Genomic DNA, 13493 nt, shown 5'->3' on the forward strand with positions numbered 1-13493 from the left:
GAGGTGGGGTGGCAGAGCGGCCCAACGCGCCTGCCTTGAGAGCAGGTGGCTGTCAAGCCTCATGGGTTCAAATCCCATCCCCACCGCTTTTGCGACGAACAATACGTGAGGAGCAAATCCCATCCCCACCGTTTCTCACGAGCACTACACAACGAGCGACGCAAGTCCAATATCGAAGATACCGTTCAGTACACCTATTATGGGATACTGCTAACAGGATTCTATGACGTACCGCGAACGGCTCTGTTCGACGAGTCTCGAGCCCTGGGACCACCCTCGACTTCTCATCCTCACCTGCGGCTTTGCTGCCGGAATCGGCGCTATCGTGGGAAACCTCATCGTCCCGCATCTCGTCGAGACAACCGCGCTCCACGTCGTTCTCGTTGGAGGACTGACCGGTCTCGCCGTGCTCCTCGGCTGTACGTTGCTGGCGTGGTACGAGATCAACGTTTCCAGTCCCAGTACCAGCGCGTAGAAACAACGACTCCCGAAAAACGGTCGTTCTGTCGACGTTATACTGCGACCGAAGGCACAAAAAGTGTGCTACCGGTAGGACAACTCGAGTTCCCGCGCTCGCTCTAGCAGTGCGTCGTCGTAGTGTTCCTCGGTCTGGGCGGGCCGCGTCTCGTCGATCGCGCGGACCTGCTGGATCGTGTTACGGAAGACCTTGAACGTCGCTTCGTCGACCATCTGGCCGTCGAGCGTCACGGCACCGGTTCCCTCGCGTTTGGCCTCGTTGAACCGTTCGATCTTGCTCACGTCGCGCTCGAGTTCCTCGGATGTCGGCATGTGGATCGTGTTGGCCTGGATGGTCTGCTTGGGATAGAGCGACCAGGAGCCGTCGAGACCGAGGTGTGCTTCGTGTTCGACCTGATCCGCGTAGGCGTCGGCGTTGTAGTAGGTCAGCCCGGCGCGTTCTTTGAACAGGTCGTCGAACGGGCCGCCGATCGAGAGCAGGCCGCCGGCACTGGCCTCGTTCGAAAGTTCCTCGAGAAGGCCGTCCCAGCGCGGGCGACCGTCACCGAGGTCGCGGCCGCCGAGTTCGGCGGTGTAGTCGACGGGACCGAAGACGAGCGCAGTGAGTCGGGAGTCCTCGCCGAATTTTGCGATCTTTCGGAGATCGGACTTCGCGCGTCCCGTCTCGATGATGATCGAGAGACCGATCGAGCCGTCGGGATAGCCGTGTTCGGATTCGGCCTCGGCGACGACCTCGGCGGCGCGTTTCACGTCCTCAAGTCGGCCGACCTTGGGGACGACGACGCCCTCGATTTCGTCGCCGAGTTCGGCGACGAGCTGGTCGATCTGGTTCCGGCCCTTCTCACGATACACTTCATCCTCGTAGCTCCACTCAACGCGGGGCCAGATTTCGCCGGGGAAGTCGTACTCGGGCACGCGGTCGATGGTGTTCTCCAGGCCCTCGGCTTTCATGTCGGGTGCGGTGCCGTCCTCTAAGTCGGGGACGAGCCAGTCGGGTGCCTGGAAGCCCTCGGCTGCGAGGCCGGAGACGAGGTACTTCGCCGAGTCGTCTTTCGGAACGGCGGCCGGTGCGGTCTGGAAGGTTCGGCAGAGTCGGATGTCGTCGGTCATAGCTGATGTCGGTATGTTGTTTGTTGGAAACGTGGTCGCAAGTACTCGTTAGACTGTGCGCTTCTGAATCTCCGCTGTTCTGGTCCCCGAGTAGACGGGTTCGTCGTCCTGGTTGAACGCGATGTGTTCGAACCGCACCGTTCCTGCCGCGTCGGTGGACGCGTCGTCCTCGGCGGAGAGCACGCGCGTAAACGCGTAGACGGTGTCGCCGGTCGCGACGAACGTGTGGAACTGCTCGTCGTCGAAGCCGACCTCGCGCCAGGTTTGTTCGTCCGAGCGCGCGTGGCCGAGCGCGGTCGAGCGAGTCACGTCGCCGTAGGTGACGATATCACCCGACGGCGAGTCGGTCATCACGTCGATGTTGTGGTGTTGCTTGGCCGTATTCAGCGTCGCGAGCGGCAGGGAGGCGACGGTTACGTCGTCCTGCGTGCGCCCGCGCTCGTGGCGGTAGGCGACCGCCGCGTTCTCGTCGCTTCCCTCGGCCGTCTCGAGTGCAGCCACGAAATCCTCGAAGTAACCGCCGTCGGGCGTGACGAACGTTTCGGGGAGCCTGGGTCCGTCGTCCTCTTTGTCTGACTCCGCCGTGGCGGTGCCGCCGTCCGTCGCGACCGGTTCGCGCCGCGGAATCATGTTCGTCCGCTCGTACGAGCAGAGCACGTCACCCGTCTCGGCGTCCGTGCCGCGCGTTCGCCACGTGACGATGCCGAACTCGGGACGGGAACTCGAGGTCGCCGTCGAGACGACCTCGCTTTCGACGTGGAGTTCGGTGCCGGCGTAGACCGGCGTGCCGGGGAACCGGACGTCCGTCCGGCCGAGGAAGTAGCCGCCCTTCTCGCTCAGATCCTCGACGGTGATGCCGAGCGTGGCAGCGGTGAGGTAGTCCGGATGGATCGGCGGTTCGTCGAAGCCGCGTTCCGCGGCGGCGTCGGCGCGCCAGTAGGCCGGATCGTGGTTGAGCGTCTGGCTCAGCCACGACTCGTTGCCCCAGCGGGTGAGCGTGAGTCCGGGGTCGTGCTCGAGGAGGTCGCCTTCCGCGAAGTCCTCGAAGTAGTTCCCCTTCTCCTTCGTCTCGACCTGCTCGAGTGCCTGTGCAAACGTGTCGGGATCGGTCCAGTCAACCGGTCGCGGTTCGGGTTGCTCGCCGCTCCCGTTGTCGGCGTCGGTGTCGGTGTCGGTGTCGGACCCCCGTTGTGACTCTCTAGTCATCTGCAGTAATTTCGTCAGCCTTTGTCTCTGTCTCAGTGGTTTGCTCGCGGTTCCGGCGGGCGATGGTCCGTCGCATCTCGTTCTCGACGATCATGTAGCCCTCGTCGAACCCCATGCCGGGCTTTGCGAGCACCTGTGCGGCGTCCGTCGCGAGCGCGACGTGTGCGCAGGCGCGTGCGGACGTTTCCGTCTCGTTGCAGGTCCCGCCGAGGTAGGCGCGAGTCTCGGTCCCCTCGCAGTACCGGACGGCCTGTCCGCTGCGGTGGACCCCGCCCAGGTCGGGCGTCTTGATCTGCACCAGGTCCGCTGCGCCCGCGTCGACGAACGCCTGCACGTCCTCGAAGGTGTTACACCACTCGTCGGCGACGATGTCGACGCCGACGCCGGCTTCTTGCAGTCCCGTGCGGAGTTCGACCATCGCCTCGATCTGTGCCTCGCGACTCCCCGCGTCCATCGGCCCCTCGATCTGGATCGGATACGGCGCAGCGGCCGTCTCGAGTGCGGCGAAGTAGTCGATCACCTCGTCGCGGTCGTAGGGCGCGCCGAACACCTCGCCGATCATGCCGTAGACGTCGATGTGGAATCGCGGCTCGTAGCCATCGGGGCCGAGTTCCTGCGAGCGCTCGGTGAGCCACTCGACGTACTCGAGTAGCGTCTCTCCATGTTCCCCAATCTTCTCGACGCTGTTGATCAGCGCGTGCGGGAGGACGGGGACGCCCTTGATGAACATCTTCTCGGTGTTGGCGTAGCGGTTGTCGCCGGACTGGCCGAAGACGGACACGGGGTCGCTCGCGGGTGCCGTGCCGAGCGCGTCGGCGAGGACGTCGGTCCGGGTCGTTCCCTGGGCTGTGGCCGCGGCGGCGAGCAGCGCCTGGGAGACGCCGTAGCGGATCGCGGTGTGGAGTCGATCGCCGCCGGTCTCGAGGTCCTCGAGGAGGTCCGCGTTCGCGAGGAACTCGGTCGCGTCGCGTCCGGCGAGTGCCTCGGCGACGGGACCCTCGACGACGGGAGCGTACTCCGCAGCCTGAAAGAGCGGGTCACGTCCGCCCGTGCCGGAGTACTGGACTGCGGCGCAGTCGCCGCGGTGAGTGGTGCCGTCGGCGAGTTCGATATCGACGATGAGCGTCTCGCCGGCCTGCCGAATCTCGTCGAAGCCGTCGGTGATGGGCTCGCCGTCGTAGGTGAACCCGTCCTGTTCGGCACCCTGTTTGATCGCGCGCTGGTCGTCGAAGAAGAACCCGGAGTAGCCGGGCGTCGCGTGGATGTCTGTGATCTGCATTCTCGATGTGTGTGCGTCGTAGTCGTGTTCGTGTTCTTAGACGTCCCCCGCGTTCTGCGGGCGACCGATGAGTTTGCCGTCGCTGATCGCGTCGACGTCGTCTGCCACCATGCGGAACGACTGATCGCGGCCCTCGGTGTCTGCACGCCGCGAGAGCCTGGCCTTGTGGATCTCCTTGATATCGTCGTCCATCGCGAGGTCGGCCCACTCGAAGATGCGGACGCGGCCGTCGTCGTCGCGAGCCGGGAGGACCGCTCCTCGTGCGCTGTCACTCGGTGCGAACGGCACGTCGAGCGCTCCCGAGTCGAACGCCTTGATGGTTCCCTGGACGACGTCGCCGTCGCCGTGCTCGAAGATGGTGTCCATCAGACACCGGGTCTCGCGCTCGATCAAGTCCTGTTCCTCGGCGATGCCGTCGATGTCGATCTCCTGCTCGATCGCCATATCGATGACCTGGCGCGTCGTGCGCAGGCCGGAGGCGTTCGCCTCCTTCGTCGGCACGCCCTGGAACTCCTGGGGCGACTTCGTGATGACCTTGTCTGGCTGTGCAATCGCGGCCGTCATTCCGCCGAGACTGATCACGCCGTTGGCGCGGGCCTCGTCCGGCGGGAAGCCGCCCATCCACTCGTGGAAGACGGTCGTGACGACGACCTCGTCGGGCAGGTACTCGTCGCCAAGCTTCTGGAGGGCGTTCAGGGCCGCAACGTCCTGCACGACGTTGCCGACCTGCCCGTAGCCGAGCGTGATCGAGCGCACGCCCTGCGTCGCGGCGAGCTGGCCCTCGACGATCATGATCGCGATGGCGATCGATGGCGGAACCAGGGTACCGGTCAGGGGACCGAACGGCTCGCGGTTGATCCGCACTCCGCGCTCCGTGTAGGCTCCTGCGAGCCGGTCGACGAACTGCCACTTCTCGATGGTCTCCTCGAGTCCGTGGCGTTTCGTGTACGGAATGTTGTAGGAGATCGGCCCGCCCTCGAAGCTCTGGAAGCCGCCGGCGAAGGTGATCGCCGCCAGCAAGCGCGCGTCGGGCGTGCCGTGGCGAACCTCGATCGGGGCGTCGATCGCCTCGATCAAGTCCCGACAGCCCTCCACACCGTGGTTGACCGCCGGAAACCCGTTGAGGGTGTCCTCGCCGGTCTCGCGGGCCTTCTCGAGTCCCTCCTGTGCCTTTTCGTACTCGTTATCGCGCGTGTACGAGTCGATCGTGGTTGGCAGGAGGTCCGCCTGTCCCGATTCGTGGAGGTACTCGAGTAGCTCGATCTGGTCGTCGAGTCGCGGGACGCCGGCCCGTGGCTGCAAGAGCGGCTTGTCCGCGTTCTCGAGGACGTCGGCGAAGCGCTTGTGGGCAGGCAGTGACTCGTGGTAGTCGATGGCTTCGTCGAAGTCGACTGCGCCCCCCGTCGGCCAGTCGGACCGGATTTCGTCGTCGATACGCCGTAGCTCGTCGGCTGGAATGCGTTCGTCTCGTATCATCTGGCCTCTATGAGCTGATGGTCGCGCGCTCGGCCTCCATCGTCGTGATCTGGAGGTCCTGTCGGAGCGCAGCGATCGCCTCTTCGGGATCAGTTTCGGAGTTAAAGACCCGGTCGAAACCGAGTTCTTCGAACGTCTCCCGCGTCTGCTCGAAGTCGTCCTGTCCGACGGCGAGGTTGCCGCCGATGTAGGTGAGTGCGTCGACGCCTTCGGCGTCGAGCACGTCGTGGAATCCCTGGCAGTCCTGCTCGGCGTGTCCGTAGAGGGAGGAAACCAGTACGGCCTCGGCATCGTGTGCTACTGCGGCCTCGGCGAAGTCCTCCTGGGAGGTCTGGACGCCGAGGTTGATGACGTCGAAGCCAGCTGCACTGAATGCCTGCTCGAGGATCGTAATGCCGACGACGTGGGCGTCAGAGCCAATCACGCCGAGGACGACCGTTTGGGACATCGTATGCAGAATCATGATGGACTTCGGTATAAAGTTAATGATCTTCCATGATAATATTCCTTAAACACCTTAACAGCCTCTCAATGACACACGTTCACACCTACATAATCAATGGTAAAGGTTTAGATATCGGTATCGCAACGAGACCACCATGGGCGCACTCTCGAATCTGCGCGTGCTGGATCTGACGCAGGTCCTCGCGGGCCCGTACTGTACGATGTTACTCGCGGACATGGGTGCCGACGTGGTCAAAATCGAACGGCCCGGCGGCGACCTGATCCGCTCGAACCCGCCGTTCGTCGACGACCCCGAGGAAGAAGCCTACGGCGGCTACTTCCAGAGCGTCAACCGCGGCAAGCGCAGCATCGAACTCGATTTCAACGACGACGAGGATCGCGCGGACTTCCTCTCGCTGGTCGAGGAAGCCGACATCGTCGTCGAGAACTATCGCGCGGGCACGATGGAAAAGTACGACCTGGGCTACGAGACGCTCACCGAGCACAACCCGCAACTGATCTACTCCTCGATCCGCGGCTTCGGCGATCCGCGCACGGGCGAGACGGACCGGCAGGGCCAGCCCTCCTTCGACCTCATCGCCCAGGCGCTCGGCGGCGTCATGGAGACCACCGGGCAGGAGGACGGCCCGCCGACGAAAGTCGGTCCCGGTATCGGCGACCTCTTTACGGCCACGCTGAACTGTATCGGCATCCTCGCCGCGGTCAACCACCGCGAACAGACCGGCGAGGGCCAGTACGTCGACACCGGCATGTACGACTCCATGCTCAGCCTGACCGAACGCGCCATCTACCAGCAGTCCTACACCGGCGAGGCCCCTTCCAGACGGGGCAACTCCCACCCGACGCTGTTCCCCTACGACGCCTTCGAGACGCAGGACGGCCACACCGTCATCGCCGCCTTCGGCACGAATCACTGGAACGAGGTCTGTGACGCGATGGGCCGCGAGGATCTCGCCGAGGAGTACCCCACCGCTGCGGAGCGCCTCGAAAACCGAGAGTCCCTGCGCGAGGAGATCGCCGACTGGGCCAGGGGGCTGACCAACGACGAACTCGTGGGTGCACTCGAGGGCCGGGTCCCTGTCGCGCCAGTCCAGACGACCGAGGAGATTTTCGAGGATCCACACGTCGAAACGCGAGAGATGCTCGTGCCGGTGGAACAGCCAGGGACGGACGAGAAAGTCGAGATCGCGGGCTCACCGATCAAGATGACCGAGACGCCGCCGCAGCCGCGTGGCCGCGCGCCGTTGCTCGACGAGCACCGCGAGGAGGTGCTTGGCTCGGATGAGACGACGACGGATGTCGAGCAGGCGGCCGACGACTAGCTGACAACAGCAATAAACTGGCAACGGCCACAGCTTGGGTCAGATGCCCGATTTTCAGTTTCCAGGGTTGTTCCCGTGCCATGTTGACACACATGACTAGTGATAAGTAAGGCGCGCCCTTGCTCCGGATATGTCACCACCTGACGGCACGGACACCGAGTGGGACAGCACCTCTTACGACGGCGACCACTCGTTCGTCTTCGAGTACGGCGAGGACGTCGTCGACCTGCTGGAGCCAGCGCCGGACGAACGAATCCTCGACCTCGGCTGTGGCACCGGCCATCTGACCGACCAGATCGCCCGAAACGGCGCTGACGTCGTCGGACTGGACGCCTCTGCGGAGATGCTCGCCGAGGCCCGCAAGCGCTATTCCGACCGCGAGTTCGTCCGCGCAGACGCGCGCGACTTTTCCTTCGAAACCGACTTCGACGCTGTCTTCTCGAACGCGGCGCTGCACTGGATTCCCGACCAGGACGCCGTCCTCGACTCCGTCGCGGCGTCGCTGCGACCGGGCGGCCGGTTCGTCGCCGAACTCGGTGGCGTCGGCAACGTGCAGTCGATCGTCGAGGCGGTACGCGCCGCTGCGGGCGAGCGCGGCTACGATGTCGACTCCCCGTGGTACTTCCCGAGCGTCGGCGAGTACGCGACGGTACTCGAGTCCAACGGCTTCGAGGTCCGGTATGCAACGTTGTTCGATCGGCCGACGGGGCTCGACGGCGGCGCGGACGGGCTGGCCTCGTGGCTCGCGATGTTTGGTGATGAGCTATTCGCGGCGGTGCCGGAAGCCGAACACGCGGACGTGATCGGGGCGGTCGAGGACCGACTTCGCGACGAGTACTTCGTCGACGGGACGTGGGTTGCGGACTATCGTCGGCTTCGTGTCGTTGCTGTTCGGCCGTCCGCAGCGCGGTCTGTTCCGAGAGACGAGTAACTGGGCCGATTGGTGGCAAATTGGAAGCAGCGCCAAACTGTCTGTGCACAGGGCGGAAACCGCGTCACTCCAGCGGCTCTGCGTAGTCGACCTGCTTCTGTCGGAAGCCCACCTCACGGTAGAAGCGGCGCGCGTCTTCGTTGTGCCACTCACAGGACACCTTCAGGTGGTCACAGCCGCGCTCGCGGGCCAAGTCTCGAACGAGCTCGATAACTCGTGAGCCGTGGCCCTGATTCCGATGTGCCTCGTCGATCGCGAGATTCACGATACGGAGATACTGCGAGTAGCGCCGCGACGGGTGAGCGCCCTCGCGAAGCGTGACGAAGCCGATAGTGGTGTCCTCGTGAACGATCAGATAGTCGGTGATCGACTCGTCGTCGAAATGCGCCCGAAAGCCGTCGTCGGGGACCTCGTCGAGGGCGGTGTACTCGAGTTCGTTCAGTTCATCGTAGGGTTCCATCGCGGTTGCGAGTGCGTACCAGCGTGCGACGAGGTCGTCGAGGTCGGCTGCGTTGGCTTCGACGAGTTCTGGGGTCATACGCCGAGTGGGTGGCGTTCGTTCTTGAACGTGTGGACGGTGTGGGTCACGCTCACAATCGATTTGTGTAATTTGTGTATACCGTTCCGCGTGTGCGTTTCTCCCCGTTGGAGGGCCGAGCGGCAACCCCCGCGAGTAAAGGTAACCCTTTTGCGGGACCCACACACACGTCCGAGTATGAGTTCGGACTGGCCACACGACCCCGACGGGGACGAAGGCAGCGAGGGGATGCGCAAGTACGACATGGCGATCATCGCCAAGAAGGTCGACGAGGAAGAAGACTTCCCACTCGAGCGCGACGAGTTCGTCGCGGAGTACGGCGACGACCCGATCCGGGTCAACTATCAACGAGTCGTTTCGCTCAGCGACATCTTCGAGTACGTCGATCAGGCGGAGTTCGAGACGATTACGGACATGCACAAGGCAGTCGGTGCGGCGATGCGCGAGGGTGACTTCTGGGAGTACCACCCGAAGGGAGCCAACCCCGAAAAGAAGCGCGCCTGAGTGCAGTCTCTGTTCTGTCTCTGTTCCTGTTTGCGTTCAGCAACCAGCTTCCTGCGCTGATTGACGGACCCACGATACCGCACGGCACATCACGAATCTGGATTACGTATCACTTATACGACGGTGGCCGAAATCTTTGGGTACCGTGACTAACACGCAGGTAACGCTCGTTCAGATCGACAACTACGGGCCGTGGACCGTGACGCCGGAGCCGCGACGCGAGGCTGACCTCCAAACGCTACAATCTCGCCTCTACGCCGACATCTCTCAGTTCGTCGGCAACCGCGGCGGCTACACCTTCTTCACTCGCTTCGATAACATCATCGCGGTAACCAACGGGTTGTCGATGGACGACCACGAACTCCTCCAGGAGTCCGTCGGCAACCGCTACCCCGTGACGCTCAGTCTCGGCGTCGCGACGGGGACCACTCCCGTGCAGGCGCTCGCCGATGCGACCGCACTCGTCCAGGAAGCCGGCAGTGCACAGGACAAAAGCCGCCGAGAGTGTCTCGATGGCAGGACGATCGATGACGGCCACCGAACCACCGATGATGTCCAGATCGCCCACTTCGACGTCATCGACGCTACGGGCAACTACACCGACGAGCTCAACGCCTTCGACACGTTCATCGAGATCGAACAGGGGTACGCCGAACTCATGCGACACATGCGCCACGCCCACGACAGCCTCTCCTTTTTCGTCGGCGGCGACAACATCATCGTCGCCTGTCCCGACCTCACCGAGGGCGACTACGAGGACGCAATCCATCACGTCGAGGACGCTGTCGACGTCGAACTCCAGGTCGGCGTCGGACACGGCGAGAACGCCCACGATGCCGGCTTCGATGCGAAACACGCACTCGAGACGTGTCGGGCTGACGGAACGCGCGTCGAACTCGAGTGGGAGTGAGAACAGGGGCGAAACGCGAACAGGGAGGCTCGTGAACGACAGCGGGAGAGCCGGCCTGTACCCGTAATCACGAAACTTCGCCGGCTGGCCGCTTAAGTGTAGCGGAGGTAGTTTTTAGCCCGACCACGCGGTTTGTTCACATATGGAATCAGAACTGTCGGTCAGGGACGTCTTGACGAGCGAATACGTCGGTGTGAGCGAGTCGGACACCGTCAAGGGCGCCGTTTCACTGATGCGTGCAGAGCAGACCGGCTGTGTACTCGTCGTTCGTGGCTCCGACCCGGTCGGCATCATGACGGAGTGGGACGTGCTCGGCCTCGTCGAAAATGGGGGCGACCCGGCGGAGACGACTGTCGGCGAAATCATGACCTCGCCAGTGATCTCAGTCAACCCAACGCAGTCGGTGCCGGACGCGGCGACGATCATGGCTCGTGAGAGCATCCGCAACCTCGTCGTCGACAGCAACGACGAGGTGCTTGGTCTCGTTACTCAGCGCGACATCATCGCTGCTGCGGGGTCGTTCCAGCCGACGACGCAGTCTCGGACCCGCACCCAGTCGGACAACGCAGCGAACGGACTCTCCGAGCAGGAGCCAGCAGACGAGCGGCTCGCAGCCATGCCGCTCACCGGGACTGAGCGCGAGCCACAGGACCAAATTCAGCCAAACGGCGGCGACGAGTACTCGACGCAGGGCGTCTGTGAGACCTGCGGCTCGCTCGCGGACGAACTCTGGGATTCGAACGGCCAACTTGTCTGCTCGGACTGTCGGAGCGTGTAGCGAGACCTGGGTTCGCAATCCGGCTTACTTCGAGCGGTCGATTCGACAGTTCGGTCCATCTGTGTTTTGTTCGCTATTCGCGCTCGTACTCACATCGCGCTCGCGTTCACGTTCACGTTCGTGTTGTTGAATCAGCAGACGGAGACTATCTCTCCGATAGAAAGACCTTTCGGGTGCCGCGGTGGACTGGTCGACAATGATCGATACCCTCGACGACCTCGACGTCGAAGGGACAACCGTCGGCGTTCGCGTCGACGTCAACAGTCCGATCGACGCCGAGGGGTCGCTCGCCGACGACGCCCGACTCCGCGCACACGTCGATACGCTCTCGGAACTCCTAGAGCGTGGCGGTCGGGTCGCCGTTCTCGCCCACCAGGGCCGCCCCGGTGGCGACGATTTCGTCTCGCTCGCGCCACACGCCGACCGACTGTCTGTCCTACTCGACCGCCCCGTCGAGTACGTCGATGCCACCTTCACCGACGCCGCACGCGAGGCCGTCCGCTCGCTCGACAACGGCGAGTGCGTCGTCCTCGAGAACACCCGCTTCTACAGCGAGGAATACATGGAGTTCGACCCCGACCGGGCCGCTCGCACACACCTCGTCGAGGGGCTCGCGCCGGTTCTCGACGCCTACGTCAACGACGCCTTCGCCGCAGCACACCGCTCACAGCCCTCACTGGTCGGCTTCCCAACCGTACTTCCGGGCTATGCGGGTCGCGTCATGGAATCCGAACTCGACGTGCTCGGCACCATCGAGGAGACACCCGAGCCGCGAGTCTACGTCATCGGCGGTGCGAAAGTCCCCGACTCGATCGACGTCGCCTGGAGCGTCCTCGAGAAGGGCCTCGCGGATCACGTCCTCACGGCCGGCGTCGTCGGCAACGTCTTCCTCATCGCCGACGAAGTCGACCTCGGTGACGCGAGTTCGGACTTTATCTACGAGCAGGGGTACTGGGACGAGATCGACCGCGCACAGGACCTCCTCGACGCCTACGGCGACCGTATCGCGCTCCCACGCGACGTCGCCGTCGAGCGCGATGGTGACCGCCACGAGCTTGCCGTCAACGCGCTCCCGCCACGGGACGGCGAGGCTGCGATGGACATCGGCCATTCGACGCTCGCCTACTACGAACGGATACTCGAGGACGCCGGGACAGTGATCCTCAACGGACCGGCCGGTGTCTTCGAAGACGAGACGTTCGAAACGGGGACGAAGGAACTCTACGGCGCGGCCACGTCGGTGCCGATGAGTATCGTCGGCGGCGGCGACACCGCCTCCGCGCTGCGCCAGCTCGGTGTCGAGGGCTTTTCACACGTCAGCACCGGCGGCGGCGCTGCACTCCGGATGCTCACCGCCGAACCACTGCCTGCCGTGACCGCACTCGAGAATGGCCCCCGAGCTAACGATTGAACACGCCACGGCAGACGATATCGACGCGGTCACCGACCTCTGGGTGCAGTTAGCTCACGGACAGCGCGAACACGATGCTGCCGTCCGCGCCGAAGCCAACCGCGAAATGATGCGGGAGACGCTCGCTGCACACCGCGTTTCTGGTGGGGTACTCGTTGCACGACTCGCTGTAGACGGGACTGACAGTGCTCGTGACGGCGGTCCGGAAACGGTCAGTACCAGTAGCAGTGCTACGAGCAGTACCAGCACTAGCACCACCAGCAACACCAATACCGCCACTGGTACCAACAGCAGTACCACCACTACCACCAGTTCCACCAACCCCATCGTCGGCTTTGCCTCCTTCTCACTCGAGCACGGCAGCCTCGAACTCGACCGGACTCGCGGCCTGCTCTCGAACCTCTACGTCGTGCCATCCTATCGCAGCCAGGGAATCGGCTCGAAGCTCCTTGCCGCTGTGGCGAGTGAACTCGAGGACCAGGGTGCGGATGTCCTGTTGCTCGAAGTCATGGCCGCAAACGATGCGGCACAGGAATTTTACCGCGCTCATGGGTTCGAGCCGTATCGTCTCGGGATGCAACGCCCGCTCACCGGGGACGAGGACGGCGACGGGGACGGCGACGACGACAGCGACGACAGTCAGGAGCCCTCCTGAACTCGACTCGAGTACCTGCCAGCCACACGAGGGTGTGCCAACGACGGAAACCGAAAACGATACACACTCAAAGGAGGATTCCTAACCAACGGACAGCGCCAGGGGAGCATGGGCGGTTCATGCACTCGACTTGTAATCGAGACTTCGTGGGTTCAAATCCCACCCCTGGCTTGAATCCCTCTATTCAACGCTTTTACCGCCTGGTATCCCCATATCCGACCGTATCAATATGCTGATGCATAGGCCACACGGTCACCGCTCATTCGGCTACCGAGTTCAATGGGATGTCACGGCGTGGTAGGCGGCCGTTGCGAAACCCGAGGCGGTACACTGGACAACACGATCCAGCACGTCTCTGAGAACCGTAGTTGGATGAGGGTGATGCGGTTGGGTTGGATTCTGTACAATATTTCCCTCTTCATTCGACAGCA

The 13493-nt window shown here is 63.5% G+C and carries 14 protein-coding genes and 2 tRNA genes; 10 read left to right on the top strand and 6 right to left on the bottom strand.

Annotated elements, in window-relative coordinates; translation table 11 throughout:
* Positions 1 to 2 precede the first annotated feature (2 nt).
* A tRNA-Ser gene (locus BBD46_RS11405) sits at positions 3 to 86 on the top strand.
* A gap of 137 nt (positions 87 to 223) precedes the next feature.
* Positions 224 to 475 carry a hypothetical protein gene (locus BBD46_RS11410; protein ID WP_071401836.1) on the top strand — a complete coding sequence of 84 codons (252 nt, stop codon included), beginning with the start codon at positions 224 to 226 and terminating at the stop codon, positions 473 to 475.
* A 68-nt stretch (positions 476 to 543) separates the two neighbouring features.
* On the opposite strand, the gene citE is transcribed toward BBD46_RS11410, so the two are convergent.
* From citE to glmS, 5 genes are read right to left on the bottom strand one after another with little or no spacing between them, the layout of a single operon-like run.
* Positions 544 to 1587, bottom strand: a complete 1044-nt coding sequence (citE, locus tag BBD46_RS11415) for an L-malyl-CoA/beta-methylmalyl-CoA lyase (RefSeq protein WP_071401837.1) — start codon at positions 1585 to 1587, stop codon at positions 544 to 546.
* 48 nt (positions 1588 to 1635) lie between these two features.
* A complete protein-coding gene (gene mch / locus BBD46_RS11420) occupies positions 1636 to 2793 on the bottom strand; it encodes a 2-methylfumaryl-CoA hydratase (protein WP_071401838.1) in 1158 nt (385 codons plus the stop codon).
* Entirely contained in the window at positions 2786 to 4072 is a 1287-nt protein-coding gene (locus tag BBD46_RS11425) for a methylaspartate ammonia-lyase (protein ID WP_071401839.1), read from the bottom strand. Before BBD46_RS11425 ends, mch begins: the two co-directional genes overlap by 8 nt.
* 36 nt (positions 4073 to 4108) lie before the next feature.
* Positions 4109 to 5548 carry a methylaspartate mutase subunit E gene (locus tag BBD46_RS11430; protein WP_071401840.1) on the bottom strand — a complete coding sequence of 480 codons (1440 nt, stop codon included), beginning with the start codon at positions 5546 to 5548 and terminating at the stop codon, positions 4109 to 4111.
* A 7-nt stretch (positions 5549 to 5555) separates the two neighbouring features.
* The gene (glmS, locus tag BBD46_RS11435; protein WP_071401841.1) at positions 5556 to 6011 is read right to left on the bottom strand and encodes a methylaspartate mutase subunit S; all 456 of its coding nucleotides are present in this window, start codon (positions 6009 to 6011) and stop codon (positions 5556 to 5558) included.
* Between the two features lie 136 nt (positions 6012 to 6147).
* Here glmS and mct point away from each other — a divergent pair, with 136 nt between their 5' ends.
* Both mct and BBD46_RS11445 read left to right on the top strand, forming a co-directional pair.
* On the top strand, positions 6148 to 7335 hold the full coding sequence (gene mct, locus BBD46_RS11440; RefSeq protein WP_071401842.1) for a succinyl-CoA:mesaconate CoA-transferase: 1188 nt from the start codon (positions 6148 to 6150) through the stop codon (positions 7333 to 7335).
* Between the two features lie 130 nt (positions 7336 to 7465).
* A complete protein-coding gene (locus tag BBD46_RS11445) occupies positions 7466 to 8266 on the top strand; it encodes a class I SAM-dependent methyltransferase (protein WP_071401843.1) in 801 nt (266 codons plus the stop codon).
* A gap of 64 nt (positions 8267 to 8330) precedes the next feature.
* On the opposite strand, the gene BBD46_RS11450 is transcribed toward BBD46_RS11445, so the two are convergent.
* On the bottom strand, positions 8331 to 8804 hold the full coding sequence (locus tag BBD46_RS11450) for a GNAT family N-acetyltransferase (RefSeq protein WP_071401844.1): 474 nt from the start codon (positions 8802 to 8804) through the stop codon (positions 8331 to 8333).
* A gap of 177 nt (positions 8805 to 8981) precedes the next feature.
* On the opposite strand from BBD46_RS11450, the gene BBD46_RS11455 reads away from it, so the two are divergent.
* The 6 genes from BBD46_RS11455 (at position 8982) to BBD46_RS11480 (ending at position 13233) form a co-directional block, all read left to right on the top strand.
* Entirely contained in the window at positions 8982 to 9308 is a 327-nt protein-coding gene (locus BBD46_RS11455; RefSeq protein WP_071401845.1) for a DUF5785 family protein, read from the top strand.
* Between the two features lie 145 nt (positions 9309 to 9453).
* Complete coding sequence (locus BBD46_RS11460) at positions 9454 to 10218, top strand: GTP cyclohydrolase III (RefSeq protein ID WP_071401846.1); 765 nt, start codon at positions 9454 to 9456, stop codon at positions 10216 to 10218.
* A gap of 142 nt (positions 10219 to 10360) precedes the next feature.
* Positions 10361 to 10996 carry a cyclic nucleotide-binding/CBS domain-containing protein gene (locus BBD46_RS11465; protein WP_071401847.1) on the top strand — a complete coding sequence of 212 codons (636 nt, stop codon included), beginning with the start codon at positions 10361 to 10363 and terminating at the stop codon, positions 10994 to 10996.
* Between the two features lie 196 nt (positions 10997 to 11192).
* On the top strand, positions 11193 to 12407 hold the full coding sequence (locus BBD46_RS11470) for a phosphoglycerate kinase (RefSeq protein ID WP_071401848.1): 1215 nt from the start codon (positions 11193 to 11195) through the stop codon (positions 12405 to 12407).
* Entirely contained in the window at positions 12385 to 13062 is a 678-nt protein-coding gene (locus BBD46_RS11475; protein WP_071401849.1) for a GNAT family N-acetyltransferase, read from the top strand. Before BBD46_RS11470 ends, BBD46_RS11475 begins: the two co-directional genes overlap by 23 nt.
* 97 nt (positions 13063 to 13159) lie before the next feature.
* Positions 13160 to 13233 (top strand) — tRNA-Thr (locus BBD46_RS11480).
* Positions 13234 to 13493: the final 260 nt, after the last annotated feature.

It is taken from the genome of Natrialba sp. SSL1 (assembly GCF_001861355.1).
Taxonomy (GTDB): Archaea; Halobacteriota; Halobacteria; order Halobacteriales; family Natrialbaceae; genus Natrialba.